Annotated in this window: 28 protein-coding genes; 21 read left to right on the plus strand and 7 right to left on the minus strand. The window is 44.2% G+C overall.

Translation table 11 applies throughout. The features are described 5' to 3' along the window. Nucleotides 1-239 precede the first annotated feature (239 nt). The gene (locus HOP45_RS19490; protein WP_181351098.1) at nucleotides 240-656 is read right to left on the minus strand and encodes a GNAT family N-acetyltransferase; all 417 of its coding nucleotides are present in this window, start codon (nucleotides 654-656) and stop codon (nucleotides 240-242) included. A gap of 216 nt (nucleotides 657-872) precedes the next feature. Here HOP45_RS19490 and HOP45_RS19495 point away from each other — a divergent pair, with 216 nt between their 5' ends. From HOP45_RS19495 to HOP45_RS19510, 4 genes are all read left to right on the plus strand, one after another. Beyond that, nucleotides 873-1,040 (plus strand): DUF6366 family protein, encoded by a 168-nt coding sequence (locus HOP45_RS19495; RefSeq protein WP_181351100.1) that lies wholly within the window; start codon nucleotides 873-875, stop codon nucleotides 1,038-1,040. Nucleotides 1,041-1,126: 86 nt separating this feature from the next. Beyond that, a complete protein-coding gene (locus HOP45_RS19500) occupies nucleotides 1,127-1,501 on the plus strand; it encodes a GNAT family N-acetyltransferase (protein WP_181351102.1) in 375 nt (124 codons plus the stop codon). Between the two features lie 159 nt (nucleotides 1,502-1,660). Beyond that, on the plus strand, nucleotides 1,661-1,972 hold the full coding sequence (locus HOP45_RS19505; RefSeq protein WP_181351104.1) for a GNAT family N-acetyltransferase: 312 nt from the start codon (nucleotides 1,661-1,663) through the stop codon (nucleotides 1,970-1,972). A 111-nt stretch (nucleotides 1,973-2,083) separates the two neighbouring features. Then, entirely contained in the window at nucleotides 2,084-2,494 is a 411-nt protein-coding gene (locus HOP45_RS19510) for an NUDIX hydrolase (protein ID WP_370458072.1), read from the plus strand. A 320-nt stretch (nucleotides 2,495-2,814) separates the two neighbouring features. On the opposite strand, the gene katG is transcribed toward HOP45_RS19510, so the two are convergent. From katG to HOP45_RS19530, 4 genes are all read right to left on the minus strand, one after another. Further along, the gene (gene katG / locus HOP45_RS19515; protein WP_181351105.1) at nucleotides 2,815-5,055 is read right to left on the minus strand and encodes a catalase/peroxidase HPI; all 2,241 of its coding nucleotides are present in this window, start codon (nucleotides 5,053-5,055) and stop codon (nucleotides 2,815-2,817) included. A gap of 380 nt (nucleotides 5,056-5,435) precedes the next feature. Next, nucleotides 5,436-6,242, minus strand: coding sequence for an AAC(3) family N-acetyltransferase (locus HOP45_RS19520; protein WP_181351106.1), 807 nt, complete (start codon nucleotides 6,240-6,242; stop codon nucleotides 5,436-5,438). 566 nt (nucleotides 6,243-6,808) lie between these two features. Then, entirely contained in the window at nucleotides 6,809-7,135 is a 327-nt protein-coding gene (locus tag HOP45_RS19525; protein ID WP_181351107.1) for a DMT family transporter, read from the minus strand. Then, nucleotides 7,111-7,479, minus strand: a complete 369-nt coding sequence (locus tag HOP45_RS19530) for a DMT family transporter (protein WP_181351108.1) — start codon at nucleotides 7,477-7,479, stop codon at nucleotides 7,111-7,113. The genes HOP45_RS19525 and HOP45_RS19530 overlap by 25 nt, the downstream gene beginning before the upstream one ends. A 100-nt stretch (nucleotides 7,480-7,579) precedes the next feature. Between HOP45_RS19530 and HOP45_RS19535 the strand changes: the two genes are divergently transcribed. The 12 genes from HOP45_RS19535 to rsmI all read left to right on the plus strand — a co-directional run bounded on the left by HOP45_RS19535 (nucleotide 7,580) and on the right by rsmI (nucleotide 16,696). Next, nucleotides 7,580-8,419, plus strand: coding sequence for a LysR family transcriptional regulator (locus HOP45_RS19535; RefSeq protein ID WP_181351109.1), 840 nt, complete (start codon nucleotides 7,580-7,582; stop codon nucleotides 8,417-8,419). 197 nt (nucleotides 8,420-8,616) lie between these two features. Beyond that, entirely contained in the window at nucleotides 8,617-8,802 is a 186-nt protein-coding gene (locus HOP45_RS19540) for a sigma factor G inhibitor Gin (RefSeq protein WP_181351110.1), read from the plus strand. 106 nt (nucleotides 8,803-8,908) lie between these two features. After that, on the plus strand, nucleotides 8,909-10,336 hold the full coding sequence (locus HOP45_RS19545; protein ID WP_181351111.1) for an aminotransferase class I/II-fold pyridoxal phosphate-dependent enzyme: 1,428 nt from the start codon (nucleotides 8,909-8,911) through the stop codon (nucleotides 10,334-10,336). A gap of 22 nt (nucleotides 10,337-10,358) precedes the next feature. Continuing rightward, nucleotides 10,359-11,000, plus strand: a complete 642-nt coding sequence (gene tmk / locus HOP45_RS19550; protein ID WP_181351113.1) for a dTMP kinase — start codon at nucleotides 10,359-10,361, stop codon at nucleotides 10,998-11,000. Nucleotides 11,001-11,051: 51 nt separating this feature from the next. Continuing rightward, nucleotides 11,052-11,381, plus strand: coding sequence for a cyclic-di-AMP receptor (locus tag HOP45_RS19555; protein ID WP_181351115.1), 330 nt, complete (start codon nucleotides 11,052-11,054; stop codon nucleotides 11,379-11,381). A 723-nt stretch (nucleotides 11,382-12,104) separates the two neighbouring features. Beyond that, nucleotides 12,105-12,545 (plus strand): YaaR family protein, encoded by a 441-nt coding sequence (locus tag HOP45_RS19560; RefSeq protein WP_181351117.1) that lies wholly within the window; start codon nucleotides 12,105-12,107, stop codon nucleotides 12,543-12,545. 12 nt (nucleotides 12,546-12,557) lie between these two features. Continuing rightward, nucleotides 12,558-13,544 carry a DNA polymerase III subunit delta' gene (holB, locus tag HOP45_RS19565; protein ID WP_181351119.1) on the plus strand — a complete coding sequence of 329 codons (987 nt, stop codon included), beginning with the start codon at nucleotides 12,558-12,560 and terminating at the stop codon, nucleotides 13,542-13,544. Nucleotides 13,545-13,548: 4 nt separating this feature from the next. Next, nucleotides 13,549-14,376 carry a PSP1 domain-containing protein gene (locus tag HOP45_RS19570; RefSeq protein ID WP_181351120.1) on the plus strand — a complete coding sequence of 276 codons (828 nt, stop codon included), beginning with the start codon at nucleotides 13,549-13,551 and terminating at the stop codon, nucleotides 14,374-14,376. A 16-nt stretch (nucleotides 14,377-14,392) separates the two neighbouring features. Then, complete coding sequence (yabA, locus tag HOP45_RS19575; protein ID WP_181351121.1) at nucleotides 14,393-14,737, plus strand: DNA replication initiation control protein YabA; 345 nt, start codon at nucleotides 14,393-14,395, stop codon at nucleotides 14,735-14,737. 87 nt (nucleotides 14,738-14,824) lie between these two features. Then, nucleotides 14,825-15,577 carry a tRNA1(Val) (adenine(37)-N6)-methyltransferase gene (locus HOP45_RS19580; protein ID WP_181351122.1) on the plus strand — a complete coding sequence of 251 codons (753 nt, stop codon included), beginning with the start codon at nucleotides 14,825-14,827 and terminating at the stop codon, nucleotides 15,575-15,577. Continuing rightward, complete coding sequence (locus HOP45_RS19585; RefSeq protein ID WP_181351123.1) at nucleotides 15,558-15,830, plus strand: GIY-YIG nuclease family protein; 273 nt, start codon at nucleotides 15,558-15,560, stop codon at nucleotides 15,828-15,830. Before HOP45_RS19580 ends, HOP45_RS19585 begins: the two co-directional genes overlap by 20 nt. After that, nucleotides 15,827-16,696 (plus strand): 16S rRNA (cytidine(1402)-2'-O)-methyltransferase, encoded by an 870-nt coding sequence (gene rsmI, locus HOP45_RS19590; RefSeq protein ID WP_181351124.1) that lies wholly within the window; start codon nucleotides 15,827-15,829, stop codon nucleotides 16,694-16,696. Before HOP45_RS19585 ends, rsmI begins: the two co-directional genes overlap by 4 nt. A gap of 110 nt (nucleotides 16,697-16,806) precedes the next feature. On the opposite strand, the gene HOP45_RS19595 is transcribed toward rsmI, so the two are convergent. After that, nucleotides 16,807-17,082: a transition state genes transcriptional regulator AbrB gene (locus tag HOP45_RS19595; protein WP_181351126.1), complete on the minus strand. Its 276-nt coding sequence runs from the start codon at nucleotides 17,080-17,082 to the stop codon at nucleotides 16,807-16,809. A gap of 417 nt (nucleotides 17,083-17,499) precedes the next feature. On the opposite strand from HOP45_RS19595, the gene metG reads away from it, so the two are divergent. The 3 genes from metG (at nucleotide 17,500) to HOP45_RS19610 (ending at nucleotide 21,822) form a co-directional block, all read left to right on the plus strand. After that, nucleotides 17,500-19,461, plus strand: coding sequence for a methionine--tRNA ligase (gene metG / locus HOP45_RS19600; protein WP_181351128.1), 1,962 nt, complete (start codon nucleotides 17,500-17,502; stop codon nucleotides 19,459-19,461). Between the two features lie 79 nt (nucleotides 19,462-19,540). Next, entirely contained in the window at nucleotides 19,541-20,311 is a 771-nt protein-coding gene (locus tag HOP45_RS19605; RefSeq protein ID WP_181351129.1) for a TatD family hydrolase, read from the plus strand. A gap of 227 nt (nucleotides 20,312-20,538) precedes the next feature. After that, the gene (locus tag HOP45_RS19610; RefSeq protein WP_181351131.1) at nucleotides 20,539-21,822 is read left to right on the plus strand and encodes a G5 and 3D domain-containing protein; all 1,284 of its coding nucleotides are present in this window, start codon (nucleotides 20,539-20,541) and stop codon (nucleotides 21,820-21,822) included. A gap of 87 nt (nucleotides 21,823-21,909) precedes the next feature. On the opposite strand, the gene HOP45_RS19615 is transcribed toward HOP45_RS19610, so the two are convergent. Next, nucleotides 21,910-22,257: a DUF3139 domain-containing protein gene (locus HOP45_RS19615; RefSeq protein ID WP_181351133.1), complete on the minus strand. Its 348-nt coding sequence runs from the start codon at nucleotides 22,255-22,257 to the stop codon at nucleotides 21,910-21,912. A gap of 241 nt (nucleotides 22,258-22,498) precedes the next feature. Here HOP45_RS19615 and rnmV point away from each other — a divergent pair, with 241 nt between their 5' ends. Together rnmV and rsmA are read left to right on the plus strand one after the other, a co-directional pair. Beyond that, nucleotides 22,499-23,062 (plus strand): ribonuclease M5, encoded by a 564-nt coding sequence (rnmV, locus tag HOP45_RS19620; RefSeq protein ID WP_181351134.1) that lies wholly within the window; start codon nucleotides 22,499-22,501, stop codon nucleotides 23,060-23,062. After that, complete coding sequence (gene rsmA / locus HOP45_RS19625; RefSeq protein ID WP_181351135.1) at nucleotides 23,052-23,924, plus strand: 16S rRNA (adenine(1518)-N(6)/adenine(1519)-N(6))-dimethyltransferase RsmA; 873 nt, start codon at nucleotides 23,052-23,054, stop codon at nucleotides 23,922-23,924. Before rnmV ends, rsmA begins: the two co-directional genes overlap by 11 nt. The last annotated feature ends 64 nt before the right edge of the window (nucleotides 23,925-23,988 follow it).

Raw genomic sequence — 23,988 nt, forward strand, 5'->3', positions numbered from 1 at the left:
CTCCAGCGCCGATGGTAGTCGGGTCGATCCCCGTGAGAGTAGGACGCCGCTAGGTCAACATGTATCAGCCCAGGAGTCATCATTGACTTCTGGGTTTTTGTATTTAACAACTTAAAAAGGGTTGGATAAAAGGGGAATGACCTACACAAAATGCCGAACTGATTTCAGCGAAATCGTTCGGCATTTTGTGTACCAAGAAGGCGTACAATTACAGCTGCTTAATCGGAAAGCAGTATGACCTATAAACGCTTATGTAAAAAATATTGGTTGAAGCCTTTGGGATGATCTTCGATTGTGCCAAAAACCTCATACCCCTTCTTTTTGTAAAATTCAGGGGCTTGGAAGCTGAATGTGTCTAAGCTGATAAACCTGCAATGTTTCTCTATTGCCAGCTGCTCCAATTTTTCTATCAGTTGGGTGCCATATCCTTTTGCCCTAACCTTTTTATCCACCCAAAAGAAATCGATGTGCATATGATGCCAAAACATGTTGGCAGTAATCCCGCCAATCAACGTACCTGTGTCATCCTTCAGTACAAAACTAATCGATTCATTTGGCGTTTTCAGTTTGTCCGGAAGGTGTTCCATATTATGTTCGATCATTTTTTTTCTAATTAAATCACTGTCATCCTGGTTCCATTGCTGAACAATTTCCACTTTATCATCTCCTCTGTACCAGTTTATCGCAAAAGTAGCCGTTAGTCTTCTGTTCTTATTTCATAAATGATGTAAGTGATTCGTCAAAGAGGATTGTTGAATAAGCTGAAACTTAATATTGAATTACATCTTAGAATATTAAAAGAGTGATTATTAGATAACACTCCGGTTCAATAAAATAGCAGAATATATAAGAATGTTCTAAGGAGGTATAAAATGAGTAAAGATAATTCAACTATTGAAGGAAGAATGAAGAATCAAAGGCAAATAAGAGAGAGGCAGAAACAATATAATATACTGACTAGTTTGGGTTGGAAAAGTGCAGGAATGCTGCTTCTTGTACTAATAATAGCTATTGTAGTTTATGCTGTATTCTTCCGTTAACGGAGGAGTTATCTGGAGACTGAGTCTTAATTGTATGAAACATATTTAATAATTCTATCAATCAGGTTAAAGAGGATGGTATGTGTATGGTAAAAATCCAGCAACACAGTAATCTTACTGATCTTGCAACGTTTATTGCACAATTAAATTCTCATACAGAACACCATATTGGTTATTGTGGAAAAAAAGCGGGGAAGATTTTGAATACCCTTGAAGAAGAATTCTCAGATATACCGGCATATAAAACATTTTTTGTAGCAAAAGAAGATAATAATATTGTCGGCGTGTGTGGATTTGATGCGGATATCAAAAGAGGGAATGCGGAAGTGTGGGGACCTTTTGTAGATCATCCCGATGCATTACACGTATCTAAAAAAATGTGGAGATCGATGTTTGAAGTTATACCAAATAGTATCCATACCATTCTTTATTCCCTGACGACAACAACAAAACGGTGGTAACTATTGGGTATGAGCTATTATTTAATACGATTAGTAACCAAACTATTTTGACATGTACAAAACAATCCTTTATTGCAAAAAACAGGAACCCCGTCATAACATTATCAAGTCATCATAATTCCCAATACGTACTTATCAGGTGAGGAGATGGTAAGGGGGTTGCATGAAGAATCAGTAGCTCTTGGAGTGGTAGACAAAAATAGAAATTTACTAGGATATCTTTACGCTGAAGCTGAACCTAAGTTTGCTGAAGGAAGCATTGAATTTTTTGGTGTTATTTCGTCTTCACGTAACAAGGGGATAGGTGCCGCTCTTCTCGCATCCGGACTACAATGGCTGTTCTCTTTCCCTACCATTGATGAGGTTTCTCTTTGTGTTCAATCTGATAATTTGAAAGCTATTCGCCTATACAAGAGTTTGGGCTTTCAAGTTGAGCATGAACTTACACTTTTCGAAAAGTCATTGCAATAAAGTCCACCATAACTTTTGTTAAATACCTTGATCTCAAGTCCTTAAGAATCGGTTGATATAATGGAATAAGGGAAATACTGGTTCACACACGAAGCATTAAGGAGTGGGCGTATGGAAACGTGGGATATTTACGACAAGGAGAGAAATCTGACGGGAAAGCAAAGGAACCGTGGGGATACGTTTGAACAAGGTGCTTATCATTTAGTTATTCACGTTTGTTTATTTAATCAATTTGGAGAAATGCTGATTCAACAGCGTCAGCCTGATAAGGAAGATTGGAAGAACATGTGGGACATCACCGTAGGAGGTAGCGCTATAGCAGGGGAAACCAGTCAACACGCAGCGGAAAGAGAAGTAAAAGAAGAAATTGGTTATACATTGAACCTTCGAAATAGTCGCCCTTCACTAACCATTAACTTTGAAAATGGATTTGATGATTATTATCTTATTGAATCCGATGTAACCATCTCAAACCTCTCACTCCCGACTGAAGAAGTTAAGCAGGTAAAATGGGCATCATAGGATGACATCGTCAATATGATGTCCGAAGGTTTATTTATTCCCTATCATGGCTCGTTGATTGCATTATTGTTTGATATGAGAAAGAACATGGGAGCGCACAATCAACAATAATGTTAGGAAAAACATACATAAAGGCAATCGACCAATATAAGCAAGATTGATAAAGGCTATAGAACAAGTCCTACAATTTACCAATATTTTTATTGATGAAAAATAGATTTCAATAGTTGTAGCAGATCGGCTATGTTATAAGAGGTTATGTAATGTGAAAAGCACCTTACCCAACGCCACCTTCTGGCAACGGGATAAGGTGCTTTTAGTTATACGTTTTGGTACATCAAATCTTTGTTTACTTTAAGATCGAAGCGGTCAGCGTTCATAACTTTCGCCCATGCGTTTGCAAAGTCACGCACAAATTTTTCTTTATTATCGTCTTGTGCATAGACTTCCGCGAGAGAGCGCAGGACGGAGTTTGAGCCAAATACCAGGTCTACACGCGTCGCGGTACGTACGAGTTCACCTGTTTGCCGGTCGCGTCCTTCGTATAAGTTGTAGTCTGACGGCTTCCATTCGATCCCCATGTCAAGCAGGTTCACGAAAAAGTCGTTCGTTAGTGCCCCTACATTGTTCGTGAAAACACCGTGTTCTGTGTCTTGATAGTTTGCGCCAAGTACACGCATACCACCGATCAAGACCGTCATTTCTGGGGCAGATAAGCCAAGGAGTTGGGCTTTGTCTACTAAGAGTTCTTCCGGGCTCAGTGTGTAGGCCTTTTTCTCGTAGTTACGGAACCCATCTGCCATTGGCTCTAGTACTTCAAAACTTTCTGCATCTGTCTGTTCTTGAGTGGCATCTCCGCGCCCTGGAGCGAATGGGACCGTTATGTCAACGCCTGCATCTGTTGCTGCTTTTTCTACCGCTGCATTCCCGCCAAGGACAATCAAGTCAGCGATGCTGACCTTTTTATTGAGTTTACTTTGGATGTCTTCATAGACCGTAAGCACTTTTTCTAACATTTCAGGCTCGTTTACTTCCCAATCCTTCTGTGGTTCCAAACGAATGCGTCCACCATTTGCTCCCCCCCGATTGTCGGATCTGCGGAATGTGCTTGCAGACGCCCATGCCGTTTTAATTAGTTCGCTTACTGATAAACCAGTATTAAGAATTTTCCCTTTTAATTCTTTTACTTCTTCATGTGTCAAATCATAATCGACCGCAGGGATTGGATCTTGCCAGATGAGGTCTTCTTCTGGCACTTCAGGTCCAAGATATCTCGATTTAGGTCCCATGTCACGGTGAAGAAGCTTGAACCATGCACGTGAAAAAGCATCTGCGAATTCATCAGGATTTCTGTGGAAATGACGCGAGATCTTTTCATATTCAGGGTCCATTCTTAGCGCCATATCGGCGGTGGTCATGAATGTAGGAACCTTTTCAGACGGGTCTTCTGCATCCGGGGCAAGGTCTTCATCTTTAGGGTTTACTGGAGCCCACTGATTCGCACCAGCTCGGCTCTTCGTACGTTCCCATTCGTAGCCGAACAATAGGTCGAAGTAGCCGTTATCCCATGTCGTTGGGTTAGCTGTCCAAGCGCCATCTACACCACTTGTGATGGCGTCACGGCCTTTACCGCTCCCGTGTTTGCTGTGCCAGCCGAGACCCTGTGCTTCAATATCAGCCGCTTCTGGTGCTGCGCCGACTTTTTCAGGGTCTCCTGCGCCGTGTGCTTTACCGAATGTGTGACCACCGGCAATTAGTGCTACGGTCTCGTAATCGTTCATTCCCATACGCGCGAATGTTTCACGGATGTCTCGTCCACTGCCCAGCGGATCCGGTTCCCCGTTTGGACCTTCTGGGTTTACATAGATAAGACCCATCTGAACGGCAGCAAGCGGATGTTCAAGCTCACGGTCTCCTGAGTAACGATTGTCAGCGAGCCACTCTTTTTCCGTTCCCCAATAAACATCCTCTTCCGGATGATAGATATCTTCGCGTCCTCCGCCAAAACCAAATGTTTTCAATCCCATGGACTCAAGGGCAACATTACCAGTAAGTACGAGCAGGTCTGCCCAGGAAATTTTGTTTCCGTATTTTTGTTTGATTGGCCATAACAAGCGGCGGGCTTTATCGAGGTTCGCGTTATCCGGCCAACTGTTCAGTGGCGCAAAACGCTGATTACCTGTCGCTCCACCACCGCGTCCGTCACCTGTACGATAAGTACCTGCTGCGTGCCATGACATGCGAATAAAAAGCGGACCATAGTGGCCATAGTCCGCTGGCCACCAATCCTGGCTGTCTGTCATCAGATTATGAAGATCTTGCTTAAGGGCGTTATAGTCTAATTTCTGGAATTCTTCTTCATAATCGAAGTCTTCTCCCATGGGGTTGGTTTTTTTATCATGCTGACGCAGGATGTCTAAATTCAGCTGGTTTGGCCACCAATCTTTATTGGTTGTGCCAACTTTTGCAGTCGTTACCGCACTCTCTTCCTCCGTTTTGTGGTGCGTTACAGGGCATTGCTCAGCGCCAGCTTTACTTTCGTGCATTTCATTCTTGTCCATGTGTATTTCTCCCTTCTAATATGTGTGAATAATGATTATAACCTCTATTAGATTATAATTATAATAAACTGGTACTCAAATTGGAAGCAAGAAGCACTAAACATTCAATAATAGGTTTTCAATTAGGTGAAAAAGAAGATTATAAAAGTTGTTTGTGGGGTTGATTAAAAGTACTCTTAATTCTTATCTTAACAAATTTTCTGAAAATAAAGTAGATTTTACTGTTTTTTAACGATGGTTTAATAATGATTAATCAAATGATTAATCTACTTAATATCAATTTTTTCTTATGGATAATCGTAACACAATCTAGATTATATGTAAGCGCTTAACATTTAAGGTATAAGGTAAGCGAAAATAATTCCCGCTTTCAAATTCATCTATTTAACATGTTGAAGCAGCCAGTTCTCGGCAAAATTTACCGCTTCAGGTTGACTCAACAAGACGGATGAGGCTGACCCGACTTTACCCCTTTTGACGGGTATCTGTTGCTCAAATTCCGTTCCCATTTGTTCAAAGCAATCTGAATCCAAGTCGGCTTCTTCAAAGGTTTTCCAAACACGCTGGTTATTCTCTATAATCGGTGCCCCGTTCCTAACCTTATTTCGCACGCCGGATCGGGTTTCGCCGAGATGAAACGATGTGTTGGTGCTATACCCTGTCCCTATGAATAACACCTTGCCATTCTCCTCGTAAACGCGGGCGAGTGGAGAACCTTCTCCCATTCCATAATCCAAGGGTTGATTGGCTGTTACCTTTTTCGCATCCTTTCCCCATGCTGCCATGGAATAGATCGGGTGACTGCTCCGCACGACGAAAGGAAACGTTCGAAATGTCTCCACGATCGCGCCCATTCCGGCAGTTGGCGTAATTTGTGGGTCATAAGCCGGCATCGTCTCACGAATTTCCTCATGCCACGCTTGGGGAAGGGGAGGGTTTCCCATGTTGATGGGGTCCGAAATCGGAAATGTGTGTGTCGGCATGACGATTGTTCCTTTTTCAGTGACGACATCCATGAGCGCTTGTACCACAGCTATTGCACCACCCGAAATCCAACCGATCGAACGGAGTGAGGCATGGACTATCACCGTCATTCCTGGTTCCAGTCCAAGTTGTTTCAGGTCTTCTGCTAGACTTGCACGTGTCCGTAATTTAGGCGTATTTTCAATAATTGATTGTTCATTCATACTGTTCTTCCTTTCAAATCGAATGTCTGCTCTTTACGTCAAAATGTAGAGCATTAGGTTTCCTCTTCAAAACTATTTAATAGTTTATATATCAGTATTTGTATGAAGAGAAACATCCCTACCAACCCCCATAAGCAAAACCTGACATAGGCGGCTGATAAGTATTCGTTCCAATTCAGATACAAAAGGGAACTGGTTGTTATGTGAGGAACAATGATACTGTAAAGTAAACTCACCCCTAAAAACATATACTTCAGTGATCGCCTCGTGATAATTGATCGTTCGTACGAATTCGCAATAATAAGTGCTATGAAGGAAATAGAAATATGAAGGCCTATTATGATGCCTAAATTAGTATCATGAAAACTTATATGTTCCAAACGTATCCTCTTTCCTTTTTATCTTTTCATCACCCAGACAACATCGTCATTATTATTTCAAATCGCCATCATTTTCGCAATCTTTGTATAGAAGTGTGATCACTGACAATTCAGAGGGCTTTACTATTAAACAAGCAAAAAAAGCAGTCCCTGTGTAAAGGACTGCTAAAACGTGCAATACAATTCTTATGACGTCAGAATAGACGCCATGTTCAGGCAGACCACGCCCAGGATGATGAGCGCGATCGAAGAGTATTTTTGAATATGGCGTGATTCTTCAAAGAACACGATGCCAAGCAATGTTGTGAATGCGATTGTTGCGCCTGACCAGACGGCGTAGACGATGCCTACTTCAATATACTGTACGGTAACGCTGAGCAAATACGTGACAAAGCCATAGGTGATGAAGGTTAAGCACGTATATAGAGGGCGTGCGAACCCTTCTGATAATTTGACAAAGAAATTGCCAATAATGCCAAAAATAACGGTTAAGCCGAGGAGAATGAATCCCATGTTGCAGCCCTCCTTTGTTTAAATCCAAAATCTACATTCAGACCGACCACGCCGGCCAAAATCAACAGGATGCCGAGTATTTTCACCATTGATAACGCTTCGTTGTACATCATCATGCCTGCAACGACGACGAGAGCAGTACCAAATGCTGACCAAAGGGCGTTGATGATGCCGAGCTCGGTAAGTTTAGATAAATATACATATAAGACCAATGAACTGCCATATGAGACGACAGCGATAATAGAAGGGACCAGGTTGGTGAAGCCTTCAGTCAGTTTCATATTTGTCGTTCCGATCACTTCTAGGATGACGGAAATTGCTAGAATGATATACATATTTTTCATTGTTTATCCCTCCTACATTTACATGGTTATTGATTCAATTACGCGGGTTGGCAATGCTATAATTAACGTTACTAATCACAAAGTACAGGGGTGGGTCGGCATGGAATTGAAACTGTTGCATTACTTTATAGAAGTGACGAAAGAAAAAAGTTTTTCAGTCGCTGCGGAAAAGCTCTATATTTCTCAGCCTGCGCTCAGTAAACAAATTAAGAAGCTGGAATCCATGATTGGATTTGCTTTGCTCACACGTTCTTCGCAAGGAATTGAGTTGACAAGCAAAGGGCAGGAACTTTACCACGGCATTCAACCTCACCTTGTCCAAATCCAGCGTAAACTGGAGAATTTGAAAGACAATGTGGACATAAGGTTTGGAGCGACGCCGTTTTTAGCCACTTACTATTTACCTCAATACTACGAGGCACTGGCGAGTGAGAATTTCCGCATCACGGCGATTAAAGATAATGGAGAAGAATTGACGGAGTTGCTGGAGCGCCAAGAGATTGACGCTGCGATCGTGCAGGACCTTCCTTCTTATCCCGGGCTTTTTTCGCGGTTCTTGTTTGACGACCATTTTTATGCTGCCGTCCCGACCCATCACCCGCTTGCCCAGAAGATGGTGGTCTCGATCGATGAATGCTTATCGGAAACACAGATCATCCCGCCGTCACCTTCTCCTTTAAAAAACAGGATTCAGTCGCTCATGAATCAAAATAATATTAAACCTGAGCACATCATTGAAACGCCTTATCATGCTATTATCGGTTGCGTCGCGATGAATATGGGCGTTTCGTATTTCCCGAGTATCGCCGTGAAGTACATGCAATATCATGGTGTGACGTTTCTTCCTTTGAAGGACGCCCCCTTAAAACGAAGCATGTATTTGTATGCGGTAGCGCCTGATATCTTAGATCAACTGACGAACAAACTATCGAATGCTTAATTTTCTTTCCTACACCCATATGGTATAACGAGCTGGTCTACTCACGGAAATACCAAAATGGAATAGGATTATATACAAAAGTTATAAGGAGCAGGAGCACGTTACGGAGACATTTCTTCGCTCATTAAAAACTTTTCAAAGAATGTGTGCATAGTTTTACTAGATTGGGAGATACTGAGTTTAGGGAGGTGGATGACATGAAAAATCGAATTGATCATTGCGGGGTTTGTCATCAAGAAAAAGAAGCGGGCGTCTATCTTTATAAGCTGTATATTTGTCCTGAATGTGAAAAAGACATCATTCAAACGGCTCCCGAAGACGAACGCTATCAGTATTATGTTAAACAATTAAAAGATATCAGCTCTTCTGTGATCCATTCATAGTTGAGGTGAATACAAGACCAGCTTTCTTCTAGAGGAAGTTGGGTCTTTTTTTTATGTGCTGAACCGTTATAATTAAAAGAGAGCGATGACGATGAGGGGGCCATTAATGAAGCACATTCAAAATCGAACCCCGTTGTACGATGCCCTGGTCCATTTTAGAGCCCAGCGACCCGAATCTTATCATGTGCCAGGTCACAAACATGGGCAGGTGTTTGCCAATGTTGGAGCCGGGGATTTTCAGACCATTTTATCGTTGGATGTCACCGAATTACCGGGTCTGGATGATTTGCATGCTCCGCAAGACGTGATCAAGGAAGCGGAAGGACTTGCATCGTCTTTCTTTTCGAGTGACCACACTTTTTTCCTTGTAGGTGGAAGCACGGCGGGAAATTTGGCGATGGTGTTGGCGGCTTGCGTTCCAGGGGATGTTATCATCGTTCAACGGAATTGTCATAAATCCGTGATGAACGCGATGGAGTTGGCAGGAGCTAAGCCCGTTTTTTTGGCACCGGAATACGAATTGGAAACGGGGCGTTATAGTAAAGTCACTGTTTCTGCTGTCCGTAGGGCACTCGCTCGTTACCCTGAAGCTAAGGCCGTCGTTTTGACGTATCCTGATTACTTCGGGCGGACGTATGACTTGAAAACCATCATCGACGAGGTGCATCAATCTGAAATCCCAGTGTTGGTAGATGAGGCGCATGGCGTTCATTTTCATCTGGGTGCTCCGTTTCCTGCGCCCGCGTTAAAATTAGGGGCTGATGCGGTCGTTCAGTCTGCGCATAAAATGGCGCCTGCGATGACGATGGCTTCCTATTTACATATTCAGTCCGACTACGTGGACAAGCAGCAAGTGGCTTCTTACTTGCGCATGGTCCAGTCGAGCAGCCCCTCCTACCCATTACTCGTAAGCCTTGACTTAGCTCGCTATTATTTGGCCAATATGTCCGAGAGCGAACGGGAAAATTGGCAGGAGGGCATGCATAACGTGCGGATCTGTTGGAAGAATAGTCCATATTGGGATGTGCTGCCGTTATCAAAACATGATGATCCCATGAAGCTGACCCTTTCAGCAGCGAGTGGGGTGACAGGTTTTCAAATTGCCAATGCCTTGGAGGCGGAAGGGCTTTACCCCGAAATGGCTACTCAGGATCAGGTGCTGCTTATCCTGGGACTGGAATTGGATGCTGAAAATTCCCATCTTGAAGAAATCATAGGCAATGTGAATCACCAATTAAAAAACAGTCCCGCAAATGCTACAATAAAGAGCAGGTCGATTCCCTTTCCTCACATGCAAGAATTGGATATGGCCTACGCAGAAATGAAGCAAAAGAAGAGCACCTTCCAAGCGTGGAGTAAGGCCATAGGGTGTATTGCAGCACAGCCCGTTATTCCGTATCCTCCCGGTATCCCGATTGTGGTGAAAGGAGAACGGATCACACATGAGCATGCAGCTCAGGTCAGCGCTCTGCTGGGAAGCGGGACGAACTTTCAAGACGCTGCCATTCAGGAAGGCATTCACGTATATACATAGTAAAGCATAAAGGAGAATGGATGTGAGCGGATTATTTATTACGTTTGAAGGCGGTGAAGGGGCTGGGAAAACCTCGATGTTAAAGGCATTGCAGCATCGTTTAACCGAGGAAGGCTACCCTGTATTAGCAACCCGAGAGCCAGGAGGCATCGAGATAGCTGAAAAAATCCGCCATATTGTCTTGAATCCGGAACATAAATCAATGGATGCGCGTACTGAAGCGCTGCTATACGCGGCAGCCAGACGTCAGCATTTGGTGGAGAAAATCATACCCGCATTGGAAAAAGGCCAAATCGTCTTATGCGACCGCTTCGTAGACAGCAGTCTCGTTTACCAGGGGTATGCGCGCGGTCTTGGCTTAGATGAAGTGTTTAAGATTAATGAATTTGCAATAGAAGGCTGCATGCCGGATTTGACGTTATTTTTTGATATTAACCCGGAAGACGGGCTTGAGCGTATTAGTGCAAATAAAGGCCGAGAACAGAATCGACTGGACTTAGAGCATCTCGATTTTCACAAGAAAGTCTATGAGGCTTATCAAAAATTGATTGAACGTTTTCCTGAGCGGATTCAAGTGATCGATGCTTCTGCACCGATTGAGCAGGTTGAAACATCAGCTTATCAAGTACTGACAGCACGCATGGATGAATTCATGCATGAGTAAAGCAAGAAAAATCTGTTATAATAGAAGAAACAATAATGGGAGGATATATCCATGAAAATGATCATTGCGGTTGTTCAGGACAAGGATACTAACCGTCTGACCGATGCTTTATCTGACCACGATTACCAAACTACAAAGCTATCGACAACAGGTGGATTCTTGAAAGAAGGCAACACTACCTTGATGATCGGTTGTGAAGATGATGACGTGGATAACGCTTTAGATATTATCAAGAAGAACTGCAGCCAAAGAGAGCAAATGGTGGCACCGATTTCGCCAATGGGAGGCAATGCTGATTCCTATATCCCGAAACCGGTCAAGGTAGAGGTCGGAGGAGCAACCGTCTTCATTCTACCAGTTGAATCATTTTTTAAATTTTAGACTCTGTTAAACATTATGGTTGATTTATTATAGAACGTTATGAAATGCACGGTCGTTTATTTGTAGAGGTCGATATTGAAATTGAAAAACCGTTTGGGCGTTCAGGCAAGCCTCTTATCGTTTCCCCTAACCTTTGCCCTATAAGGGTTCTGGAAACCATATAGGTCTGATTCTGTTCTACGATGGAGAGTCACGTATCGCATTATTGGTGCGATTCAGACGTCGTATACTTTCTCTTATAGAAGGTCTGTTTATCCCAATATAGATGGGTTGGCTGGGAAATGACGAGACTCCCATCTGAAAGCGGAGGCGTCTTGGTCAGCGGCGTATGGACTGGACTGAGCTGGAGGAGATAAAGGAAACACGAAGAACACCGTGATTCGATGTTGACTTATCGTACAGAAGCGAGGGAAGTCTCACTAGCCGCTAGACGCCGGAGCTGGATAGATCAAATACGGCAGAGCTTCCATCCAGAAGACAAATTCCCAGTTAATTAGCGGGAGAAGGGGCCTGGCAAGACCCCACAGGGCGTGAAACGACCTAGGAGGCTTGCCAATTCCCCCGCAGGAAAGCGAGTTATTTCCCAGCCAACCCCAGTTCACATATCATAAAGGACATAAACGATCTCGCATTCTAGTCTCCTAAAATTGGGAATTTATATGAAAAACCACCCAAAGAATTAACAGAACCAAGTTTTAAGGAAGGCGGAGGGGGCGAAAAGCAGTGAAAATCAGCCAGGAAGTACGTACGCAAATGGAATCGGCTCAAAAACAGCCTAACGCACCTGCGAAAGGGAAGCAGAACTTTGATGCCCTTGTCCATTCTCAAAGTCGTCAAATGCAAGAAGAACAGCTGAATAAACTGATGCAGGACATCACGGCCCAAGGCGAACGCGTCCTGAGATCGCGATCGTTCCGTGATTTAGCCAAATATAAACGCTTGATCAAAGGCTTCGTCGAGGAGTCTGTCCAATACGGCAAGAATCTGAAGCATTCCCATACATGGAATATGGAAGGGCAGAATCGCAAACTTACTATTGTGGAATCAGTCGACGATAAGCTGGAGGACTTAACAGAAGCTGTCATGGACCAGGAAAAAAAGTCCATCGACCTGTTGGGTATCATGGGAGAAATCAAGGGTTTGCTTATTAATTTGTATAGTTAAGGGCGGAGAATCATGCAAACGTGGACAGAGTTGAAAGAGATACAGCCGCTTGCCGGCCAAATGCTCGTCAATAGTTTTAAAAAGAACCGGATTTCCCATGCCTACCTTTTTCAAGGCCCTGAGGGGACGGGAAAGCGTGAAGCGAGCATATTGTTTACCAAGGGTCTTTTCTGTGAACAGCTCGATGGCGCCGAACCCTGTCACCAGTGTCGAAATTGCATCCGGATCGATTCAGGGAACCACCCCGATGTGCATTGGATTGAACCAGACGGGCAATCCATCAAAAAAGAACAGATCCTTCATTTGCAAAAAGAATTTACGTATACCGGTATGGAGTCGAACCAGAAAGTCTATGTTGTCGTCGACGCTGATAAAATGACGACGAATGCATCGAACCGGTTACTGAAATTCTTAGAAGAACCGACACAACAAACGACAGCGATGCTGCTTACTGAAAATGGCCAGGCTTTACTCAATACGATTCGCTCCAGGTGTCAGCTGCTTGCTTTTCAACCGCTTCCACCCCATCGTCTTCAACAAAAGTTGAGTTCAGAAGGGGTCTCCGAATCAAACGCGCGACTGCTTTCAGCTTTGACGAATGATTTGACCGAAGCGCTTGATATGAATAAAGATGAGTGGTTTGCTAATGCTAGAAAACTAGTGATACAATTAATTGAAGTGCTTCAATCCAAGCCAAACGAAGTACTCCTATTCGTCAACCATCAGTGGATGCCTCATTTTAAAGAACGGGACCAAATGCAACAAGGTCTGGACCTTCTCGTGTTGTGGTTTCAGGATTTGATCAACCAGTTTGTAGGGCGTGAAGAGGAAGTCGTATTTGTTCAGGAGAGAGAGAAAAGAGAACAAGCTTCCATGCAATGGTCACGGCAGACAGCAACGGACCAGTTGTCCCATATTTTAGAGGCGAAACGAAAAATAAATCAGAATGTCCATCCCACGCTTGTGATGGAGCAACTTACTCTCTATTTGAAGAGGTGATAAAGTGATCGAAGTGATCGGCGTCCGTTTTAAACAGGCTGGGAAGCTGTACTATTTTGATCCCGGCACGCTCCAATTGACGACGGACGATTACGTTATAGTAGAAACCGTACGTGGCATAGAATTCGGTAAAGTCTACATTTCCAATCGTCAGGTGGATGAAGAGGATATCATCCTTCCTTTGAAGAAAGTCATTCGCGTTGCGGATGATAAAGATAAATTGACGGTAGCTGAGAATCACGAGAAGTCCGAGGAAGCCTATAATGTATGTCAGGCTAAAATCAATGAACATAAATTGGACATGAAGTTAGTGGAAGTAGAATACACGTTTGACCGTAATAAGATCGTGTTTTACTTTACGGCTGATGGACGTGTCGATTTCCGTACCCTCGTCAAGGACTTAGCATCCATATTTAAGACCCGGATCGAACTGAGACAGATTGGTGTGCGTGATGAAGCCAAGATGCTAGGCGGTATTGGTCCTTGTGGGCGCATGCTTTGCTGTTCGACGTGGTTAGGCGATTTTGAACCCGTATCGATCAAAATGGCCAAAGACCAGAATTTATCATTAAACCCTGCGAAAATATCAGGCTTGTGCGGCCGTTTAATGTGCTGCTTGAAATATGAAAATGATGAGTACGAAGAGGCGAAGAACGAACTTCCTGACTTGGGTAACGTGATAACCACATCGATTGGCGAAGGGAAAGTCGTCGGCTTGAACATGCTTGAACGTCTGGTACAAGTAGAATTCCCTGATCGAGAAGGTATATTAGAGTACACCCTGTCAGAATTAATCGACGAAGGAGTCGTTTCTGTCGAAGCCACAGAATGATGAGGTGGAACCTGCCGTGAATAAGAAAGAAATCTTTGAACAAGTCTCGCATTTGGAAACACAAATTGGAGAGCTGTACCAGCAATTAGGTGATCTGAAAAAACAGCTTGCTTACCTCCTGGAGGAGAATCAACATTTATCGCTAGAAAATCATCACTTGCGAGAACGTTTGGATCATGACACGCAGGAGTCAGAAGCGGCTGAAGATGAGGGCAAAGGCACTCGAGCGGTGGTTGGAGAAGGCTACGACAACCTTGCGCGTTTATACGAAGAGGGGTTTCATATTTGCAATTTGCACTTTGGAAGCCCTCGTGATGAAGATTGCTTGTTTTGCCTATCGTTTTTAAACAAGAATAAATAACGTTATGTTACGCCTTTCCTGCTTTCGAGGGAGGGCTCTCTTTTTATCTACACACGCGATTAGGAAAAATGGGAAAGGACAATCAACATGGTCGCTTTATATGGAGATGAACGGATAGATTACTTATTGGCTGAAGACAAACTGCGTATCATACAAAGCCCTTCCGCGTTCGCTTTTTCACTTGATGCCGTTTTATTAGCTAATTTTACATATGTACCGATCAAGAAAGGCCGTATTCTTGATTTATGCACCGGAAATGGTGTGATTCCACTCTTTTTATCGCGTCGTTCGTCTGTCAATATTACCGGGGTTGAACTGCAGGAAAGGCTGTATGACATGGCTGTTCGCAATGTGGAATTGAACAGCCTTGGCGATCAGCTTTCCATGATCCACGGGGATGTGAAGAATATGCCGGATCAACTGGGACACGGTAAATTTGATCTCGTTACGTGCAACCCCCCTTATTTTCCAACACCGAAGAAAAACGAACTGAACTTAAATGAATACGTGGCCATCGCCCGCCATGAAATCCACTGCTCCTTAGACGAAGTCATCAAGGCGTGCAGCCAATTGACCCGTCCTGGCGGCAAAGTGTCGATGGTGCATCGCCCTGGGAGGCTAGCGGAGATCATTGCTTTATTTCGCCAGTATAAAATCGAGCCGAAACGGATTCAGTTTGTGCATCCGAAGCGCAACCGCGAGGCGAATATTCTCTTGATCGAAGGGATTCGGGACGGGAAAGCCGATATGAAGATTCTTCCCCCCTTATACGCTTATACGGAAGATAACACCTATACCCCGGAAGTAAAGGAGATCTTGTATGGACACGATTCAACATAGCGTTTATATATTGAGGTGCAGGGACGGGTCCCTTTATACCGGTTATACGAATGACTTAGAGGCGCGGATTGATAAGCATGCGTCAGGGCGAGGGGCTAAATATACACGAGGAAGAGGCCCGTTTGAATTGGTCTATCACGAGACATTCGCAACCAAAACGGAAGCCCTGCAGCACGAGTTTGCCATCAAACAGCTTCCGAAATGGAAAAAGGAAGAGATTATCGCCAAACTCCAGGGGGTGGATGCCACATGAAGATCCAAAAGAGTTTTGCTGAAGCCGCTGATACGGGGCGGTTATACCTCGTTCCAACTCCGATAGGGAATTTGGAAGATATGACATTCCGTGCGGTAGCCTGTTTGAAAGAAGCGGATGTGATAGCGGCAGAAGACACACGTAATACTCGGAAATTACTGAATCACTTTGAAATTGATACCCCGATGCTCAGCTATCATGAGCACAATAAATACAATCGCGAAGCCCACATTCTTGATCGCCTCTCACAAGGAGAGCAAATCGCCCTGGTCAGTGATGCGGGCATGCCGGGGATATCGGACCCCGGCGCAGATATAGTCTCCGCTGCTATTGGAGCGGATTATCCGGTGATTGCCCTGCCGGGTGCGAATGCTGTTTTGCCCGCTCTCGTCGGCTCAGGATTACTGACAGATACCTTCCAGTTTTACGGGTTTCTTCCGAGAAAAAAGAAGGATCGAACCGCTGAACTCGAAGGCTTGCAATCCGTGCCTGCTACACTCGTATTTTATGAATCCCCTCATCGGTTAAAAGAGATGCTTTCGGCTGTGAGGGATGTGTTTGGTAACCGAAATGCGGCCATAGCCAGAGAGCTGACCAAACGGTACGAGGAATATATTCGAGGAACGCTGGAGGAGTTGGTAGCGTGGAGTCAAGACAACCAGCCTCGTGGAGAATTCTGTATCGTTGTGGAAGGCGGTGAGCCTCTTCCGGAAGCCGAGGCATGGTGGCAAGAGCTGACGCTGAAAGAACACGTCGAACGCTACATGGCTGAAGCGGAGATGAGCAGCAAACAAGCCATCAAGCAAACCGCACAGGACCGGGAGCTGCCAAAACGAGAAGTTTACCAGGCCTATCACATTGATTGAATAATAAAAGCCCCTTATTGCCAGGTTGAGCAATAAGGGGCTTAAGTTTATGAATTGTCCGGGGTATGACGTCCCGTGTGTGTTAAGTTAACCTGTCGTATTTTCTCTGTCTATTTTAAGTTGCTTTGAATTTCCTTTAGGAGCATCTGGGCTCCTTCTTGGCTGAGTACCATGTTTCCGTTAGCAAGTTTCATGTTATCTTCGGAAACTTCCCCCGTGATTTGGCACGTCATGTTGGGCTTGTACTTTTTTAGTACAATTCTGTCGTCGTCGACGTAAATCTCCAGTGCGTCCTTTTCATTGATTCCTAGAGTACGGCGAAGTTCGATCGGTATGACAACACGACCGAGTTCATCCACCTTTCTTACGATACCTGTAGACTTCATGTTTACATTCTCCCCTCACTCAAAAGTTTCGTCACACTTCGACATATGTTTCGTTTCTATAGTACCAACCATTCCCAGAAGTGTCAATTCACTAAATTACCATTTTTATATATTGAGTGAATCTGAACGCGGTATATTTTTCCCTGATGTGGCAATGCTTTTCTAATATAAAGTTTAGGCAATGGAATTATTTTCAATGGAAAAAGAGCAACGAAATCTTTTCCCGTTTAGTGTACTAAATCATCAGGTTTTGTCGAAAAATATTTATATTTTGACAGGATAAGGTGCTGTTCGGTATATTTTGGTGTTAGGATTGGAAAATCAGGACGTAAATAGATACAATGGAACAATAATAGCATTATTTTATGTACAACCTCGTTTTCGTCGGTTGTCGCAATTTGTTTAGGAGGGAAAAGGATGGCTGAGGAAAAGAACACCTTTTATATTACCACCCCCATTTATTACCCAAGTGGGAATCTTCATATAGGGCACGCTTATACCACGGTAGCTGGGGATGCTATGGCACGGTATAAACGGCTGCGCGGCTATGATGTCATGTATTTGACCGGGACGGATGAGCATGGCCAGAAAATCCAGCGTAAGGCCGAGGAAAAAGGTCAAGATCCTCAGGCGTATGTAGATGATATTGTCAGTGGGATTAAAGATCTCTGGCAGCAATTAGACATTTCCCATGATGATTTCATCCGCACCACAGAAGAACGCCACAAAAAGGTTGTCGAAAAAATATTTGATTACTTGATGGAAAAGGGCGATATTTACTTAGGTGAGTATGAAGGCTGGTATTGTACGTCATGTGAATCGTTCTTTACCGAAAGACAGCTGGATGAAGGTCACTGTCCAGATTGCGGCGGTCCCGTGGAAAAGGTTAAAGAGGAATCCTACTTCTTTAAAATGAGCCAATACGTGGATCAATTGCTGGAATTCTATGAAAACAATCCGACGTTCATCCAACCGGAAAGCCGTAAGAACGAAATGATTAATAATTTCATTAAGCCGGGTCTGGAGGATTTGGCGGTCTCCCGTACGACGTTTAATTGGGGGGTCGGCGTTCCTGGTAATCAGAAGCACGTTATTTATGTGTGGATCGATGCGCTAAGCAACTACATTACGGCGCTAGGTTATGATACTGATGATGATGAACGGTTTAAAAAGTACTGGCCGGCAGATGTTCATTTGATGAGTAAAGAAATTGTGCGTTTTCATACCATTTACTGGCCGATTATGTTGATGGCGCTTGATCTGCCCCTTCCTAAGCAAGTGTTTGCTCATGGTTGGATTCTCATGAAGGATGGAAAGATGTCGAAATCAAAAGGGAATGTCGTCGATCCGGTGCAGTTGAGTGAGCGTTACGGATTAGATGCGCTTCGTTACTATCTTCTCCGTGAAGTGCCATTTGGCTCGGACGGGGTGTTTACACCGGAAGCTTTCGTTGAACGCACCAATTATGACCTTGCGAATGACCTCGGGAACTTGCTTAACCGTACCATCGCGATGATCAGCAAGTATTTTGACGGCCAAATTCCAGCGATCGAGCCTGGCGAGGAAATTTATGACGAGCAATTGCTACAGATGGCTGCCGATACGAAGCAAAATGTCGAAAACGCAATGGACAACATGGAATTTTCCATCGCCCTCTCGACTCTCTGGCAGTTTATCAGTCGCACAAATAAATATATAGACGAAACACAGCCCTGGGTTCTGGCGAAGGACGACAGCAAGCGCCAACGTCTGGGGAATGTAATGGCTCACTTGGCGGAAGCGCTGCGCCATATTGGCATTATGCTGCAGCCGTTCTTGACGCGCACACCGGGTCATATGTTCAGCCAGCTGGGTATTAAAGAAGGCGACTTGACTGCGTGGGATAGTTTGACAACGTTTGGCGCCATTCATGCTGGTACGACAGTCCAAAAAGAAAAGCCGATCTTCCCACGTTTAGAAGTAGAGGAAGAATCCCAGATCATTAAAGAGATGATGAGAAAATCTACCCCTAAACAAGAGGAACCCGCTGAAGAGCAGGCGTCTGATCAGTCTGGTGAAGTTACGATCGATGATTTCGCTAAGCTTGACTTCAGGGTTGCTCAAATTACGAAAGCCGAACCGATGAAAAAAGCGAATAAGCTGCTCCGTATTCAGTTGGATCTTGGCAGCGAAAGCCGTCAAGTCGTCTCAGGTATTGCCGAGCATTATCAGCCTGAGGATTTGATCGGGCGCAAAGTGATTTGTGTAGCAAATCTTAAGCCGGTCAAACTACGAGGCGAATTATCACAAGGCATGATTCTGGCCGGTGAAGATGACCACGGAACCCTATCATTGGCTTCTGTGGACGCCAATCTGGAAAATGGAGCAAAAGTTAAATAAAGCCATAAAAAGGGAAGCTCTCACTAAGCTTCCCTTTTTATCCGTTCATCACATATTTTGAAAAAGGTGGTTTTACGTTATGTTATTTGACACGCACGTACACTTGAACGCCGATCAGTTTGATGAGGACCGCGAGGAAACCATCCAACGTGCCGAAGAGGCCGGCGTTACTTATATGACCGTGGTAGGGTTTGACCGCAAAACGATCCCATTAGCCATTGAAATTGCCGAGACCCATGAGCATATCTATGCTGCGGTGGGCTGGCATCCCGTTGATGCCGTGGATATGACGGATGAGGAGCTTGACTGGATTGAAGAGTTGTCGGCTCACCCGAAAGTCGTCGCAATCGGCGAAATGGGGTTGGACTATCATTGGGATAAATCCCCGGCAGATGTGCAAAAGACAGTATTCAAAAAGCAAATACGACTAGCCAAGAAAGTGAACATGCCGATTATTATTCATAATCGTGATGCGACAGAAGATATCGTAGAGGTTTTGAAAGAAGAAAACGCTGAAGAAATCGGCGGCATTATGCACTGCTACAACGGCCCCGTAGAAATTGCTGAAGAATGTGTCAAAATGAATTTCATGATCTCACTCGGTGGTCCGGTGACGTTCAAGAATGCTAAACAACCTAAAGACGTTGCAGCAGCAATCGACCTTGATCACTTGTTGGTCGAAACGGATTGTCCTTTTTTGGCGCCCCATCCTAATCGGGGGAAACGCAATGAGCCTGCTTACGTAACGCTGGTTGCTGAAAAAGTCGCAGAAATCAAAGGACTATCGTATGAAGAAGTGAGTGAAAAAACTATGTCAAATGCCTTGGATTTTTTCGGCATCAACCGCTAATTTTCGCTAAAAGAGGGTCTTTTCTACCCGTTTGTAATACTTTTGCCATATGATTGTATGTGAATTGTAATCTCCCTGTTATGTTCTTTCACTAGGTACTTGTGCATAATTGAAGGAGTCAGGCAGAGACCGGCTCCTTCACCAATTTGTGGTAAATTGGTGAGTTGACGTGCCTGTACCGAATCGAAAAGGACACTCCTAATTTTTTTAGGAGGCAAGGAGGAGGCATGCAATTGTTTTCCGTGTTGAAGTCAGTTTTCAAATCAAAACTGACGATGATTGTGTTGAGTACCGTAGCATTTATCGCGTTTCTTGGAGTTTTAACGTTTGAAGTCACCAAAACATCCGTACAGGTTAGCCACGATGGTGAAACCTCCCTTATTCGCACTCATAGTAATACCGTTGGTGATCTTCTGGATGAAATGAACATGAACGTAAAAGCTCAGGATCGCCTGTCACACGAACTAGACACCCCCATTACTTATGGCATGAAAGTAGATTACTTAGCTTCTCAGCCAGTAAACGTAGCAATAGATGGAGAAAAGACCGAGTATTATACCACGGCGTCAACCGTTGGAGAATTGCTGGAAGAGAAAGAAATCAAGCTGAAAGAGCATGATGAAATGTCTCATCAGCCTGAAGCAGCAGTTAAGCCAGAAATGACAATTGATATTAACAAAGCAATTGAGCTTGCCGTCAATGATGGCGGAGACAAAGCAAAAGTATGGACAACAGCGTCAACAGTCGGGGAGTTCCTTCAGGAAGAAGATATCGACTTGAATAAGCTGGATGAAATTAAGCCGGCTAAAAAAGCGGAACTCACAGCTGATACGTCACTGGCCATCACGCGTGTGGAAAAAGTGACGGATATTGTTGAGGAAGACGTGGTCTATTCAGTTAAGAAGAAAAGTGATAGCTCTTTAGAAAAAGGTAAAGAAAAAGTCGTCGCTTCCGGACAAAAAGGGGTCATCGAAAAAGAATACGAAGTGACGTTGAAAAACGGCAAGGAAGTGGACCGTGAGTTAGTTGAAGAACGCACGAAAGAAGAGAGCGAGCAACGCATTGTTGCCATTGGAACGAAAGTCGAACAATCATCCAGAAGCAATTCCAGCAGCTCTAACACCGCGTCAGCTTCAACTACGAGCTCAAGCTCCAATTCAAGCTCAAATTCCGGTTCTAGCAGCGACAGCAGCACGGTATCTCGTGGGGAGCCGAGCGGAACAAAAACACTCTCCATGAGTGCCACGGCTTATACCGCTAATTGTGGTGGCTGTTCTGGTATCACGGCTACAGGAATCAATTTGAAAGCCAACCCGAATAAAAAGGTGGTAGCCGTCGATCCAAGTGTGATTCCACTAGGCAGCCGTGTTTGGGTAGAAGGATACGGTTATGCTATTGCAGGTGACACAGGCGGCGCAATTAACGGGAACAAAATTGATCTATTCATCTCGTCACAAAGTAAAGCCCAAAGCTTTGGACGCCGTACGGTTCAAGTCAAAGTCCTTGATTAAAGATTTTGGAACCGGCAAAAGCTCTCGAGACTCATCTCGAGAGCTTTTTTTACTGCTTAGGAAACTAGAAAATTCGGGCCTTGAAGTTTAAAGTTGTTTATCGAGATTCTTTAGTTCTTCTTCATTTATGCCTTTATGTTCCTCATCCGTAATTTTATAGTCAAACTGTATGACTTCATTGTGAGCAAAATAAGTGTATTCAACATACGGTTCATTTTCGAAAATGACTGTTGTATAAAATGGTGGCATCTTTAACCCAATAACACCTTCTACTGAGGCAATTTCTTCTTTGTCATACCCTTTTTCTTCAAGAAGATAATGATTCACTCTATTTTCATATACATTCTTGTTAACTTCCACATAAATAAATGGTGAAACGATCATGGCTAAAACAATAATCGAAACAATTAGAGCGATTTTATGGAGTCTGGGCATATACTTGACCCTCCTTTTATTCAGATTGAGATAAAAAAGGATCCTGGATAATTTAAGTGTATCATGCCATGGCAGCACGCCGTTAAATCGTCTTGAGAAACGTGGAATTCTTACTCAGGCGTCTCCTGGTTTAATCCGACCGAGCCAGGCCCGCAATCTGTAGAAAGATTGTTTTTTATTCACGCTACATCTCGTGGTATGCTATCTGTGATAAGCTTGTCTGATAATGGAGGAACAATCCGTGAAAATAAAAGAAATCATCGTAGTGGAAGGAAAAGATGATACAGCTAAAATCTTGCAGACCGTCGACGCTGACACGATAGAAACGAATGGATCAGCCATTGATGATGCGATCATTGCCCAAATCCGACACGCTGAACAGAAGCGGGGCGTCATCATTTTTACGGATCCGGATTACCCTGGCGAACGGATTCGTCACATCGTTGCTCAAGCTGTACCCACCTGTAAGCATGCATTTTTGCCCAAAGACCAGGCGCTTGCTAAACATGATAAAGGTGTCGGGATTGAACATGCATCCTCAGAGGATATTAAAGCGGCCTTATCAGCTGTATATGAATTAACTGAGCAAATGCAGCCGGTCTTCACGAAACAGGATTTGCTGCGCTATGGGCTGCTCGGACACCGGCACGCCGCTGAGCGCAGGAGGATACTAGGGGAAAGGCTGAATATTGGCCAGACTAACGGCAAACAGTTACTCAAAAGGTTGAACATGTTCAATATTACCCATCGTGAATTCGATAACACGATGCAGGCGATCATTCAGGAGGAAAAAAATGAAGGATAAGGCGATTGCGACTCCGACTCGAACGAAAGACATTTTAAGCCAATATGGTTTCGCTTTTAAAAAGAGTTTAGGTCAGAATTTTATCATAGATGTAAATATACTCGAAAACACGATCAAGCATGCAGGAATTGGTCAGGATGCCGGTGCTATTGAGATTGGTCCAGGAATCGGAGCGTTGACTGAGCAGCTTGGACGTTTTGCTGACAAGGTCGTCGCTTTTGAAATCGATCAACGGCTCATACCGATCCTGTCTGAAACGCTGGAGGGCTACGACAACATTACGATTGTCAATGAGGATATACTAGCCTCCGATATCCACGACGTGATTCAAAGCCAGTTTGACCCAGGTCAGCGCGTTCACATTGTCGCGAATTTACCCTACTATATTACAACGCCCATTCTCATGAAGCTGCTGATGGACCGCCTCCCGGTTCAGAACATAACCGTCATGATTCAAAAAGAAGTAGCAGAGCGCATGGCGGCCCAGCCGAATACCAAAAGCTATGGGTCATTGTCGATCGCCGTGCAGTATTATACTGAAGCGAGGGTCGTGATGAATGTCCCGAAAACGGTATTTATGCCCCAGCCGAATGTTGATTCTTCCGTGTTGCAGCTGACATTGCGCGAGGCCCCTCCTGTGAACGTCAAAGATGAGCCGTTTTTCTTCGAAGTGGTCAAAGCGACATTCGGTCAGCGCAGAAAAACGTTAATGAATAATCTATCGCGGCATTTTACAGGACAGACAAAAGCTGAGTTGAAAGATGTAATGATGGCAGTGGACATTGATCCCGGACGCCGCGGAGAATCATTGTCGATGGAAGAGTTTGCTGTTTTGGCAAATCAACTTTACGACGTAACATAAACGAGACAGACACGACTTGCCCACCTGCACATACACTATCGTAGTGTCAGTTGTGAGGTGGAGC

The sequence above is a fragment of the Thalassobacillus sp. CUG 92003 genome (assembly GCF_013618635.1).
Lineage (GTDB): Bacteria > Bacillota > Bacilli > Bacillales > Halobacillaceae > CUG-92003.

Coding starts and splice junctions, on each gene's coding strand:
- HOP45_RS19495 (WP_181351100.1), top strand. CDS start 873: ATGAGTAAAGATAATTCAACTATTGAAGGAAGAATGAAGAATCAAAGG.
- HOP45_RS19500 (WP_181351102.1), top strand. CDS start 1,127: ATGGTAAAAATCCAGCAACACAGTAATCTTACTGATCTTGCAACGTTT.
- HOP45_RS19510 (WP_370458072.1), top strand. CDS start 2,084: ATGGAAACGTGGGATATTTACGACAAGGAGAGAAATCTGACGGGAAAG.
- katG (WP_181351105.1), bottom strand. CDS start 5,055: ATGGACAAGAATGAAATGCACGAAAGTAAAGCTGGCGCTGAGCAATGC.
- HOP45_RS19520 (WP_181351106.1), bottom strand. CDS start 6,242: ATGAATGAACAATCAATTATTGAAAATACGCCTAAATTACGGACACGT.
- HOP45_RS19525 (WP_181351107.1), bottom strand. CDS start 7,135: ATGGGATTCATTCTCCTCGGCTTAACCGTTATTTTTGGCATTATTGGC.
- HOP45_RS19530 (WP_181351108.1), bottom strand. CDS start 7,479: ATGAAAAATATGTATATCATTCTAGCAATTTCCGTCATCCTAGAAGTG.
- HOP45_RS19535 (WP_181351109.1), top strand. CDS start 7,580: ATGGAATTGAAACTGTTGCATTACTTTATAGAAGTGACGAAAGAAAAA.
- HOP45_RS19540 (WP_181351110.1), top strand. CDS start 8,617: ATGAAAAATCGAATTGATCATTGCGGGGTTTGTCATCAAGAAAAAGAA.
- HOP45_RS19545 (WP_181351111.1), top strand. CDS start 8,909: ATGAAGCACATTCAAAATCGAACCCCGTTGTACGATGCCCTGGTCCAT.
- HOP45_RS19555 (WP_181351115.1), top strand. CDS start 11,052: ATGAAAATGATCATTGCGGTTGTTCAGGACAAGGATACTAACCGTCTG.
- holB (WP_181351119.1), top strand. CDS start 12,558: ATGCAAACGTGGACAGAGTTGAAAGAGATACAGCCGCTTGCCGGCCAA.
- HOP45_RS19580 (WP_181351122.1), top strand. CDS start 14,825: ATGGTCGCTTTATATGGAGATGAACGGATAGATTACTTATTGGCTGAA.
- HOP45_RS19585 (WP_181351123.1), top strand. CDS start 15,558: ATGGACACGATTCAACATAGCGTTTATATATTGAGGTGCAGGGACGGG.
- rsmI (WP_181351124.1), top strand. CDS start 15,827: ATGAAGATCCAAAAGAGTTTTGCTGAAGCCGCTGATACGGGGCGGTTA.
- HOP45_RS19595 (WP_181351126.1), bottom strand. CDS start 17,082: ATGAAGTCTACAGGTATCGTAAGAAAGGTGGATGAACTCGGTCGTGTT.
- metG (WP_181351128.1), top strand. CDS start 17,500: ATGGCTGAGGAAAAGAACACCTTTTATATTACCACCCCCATTTATTAC.
- HOP45_RS19605 (WP_181351129.1), top strand. CDS start 19,541: ATGTTATTTGACACGCACGTACACTTGAACGCCGATCAGTTTGATGAG.
- HOP45_RS19610 (WP_181351131.1), top strand. CDS start 20,539: ATGCAATTGTTTTCCGTGTTGAAGTCAGTTTTCAAATCAAAACTGACG.
- HOP45_RS19615 (WP_181351133.1), bottom strand. CDS start 22,257: ATGCCCAGACTCCATAAAATCGCTCTAATTGTTTCGATTATTGTTTTA.
- rsmA (WP_181351135.1), top strand. CDS start 23,052: ATGAAGGATAAGGCGATTGCGACTCCGACTCGAACGAAAGACATTTTA.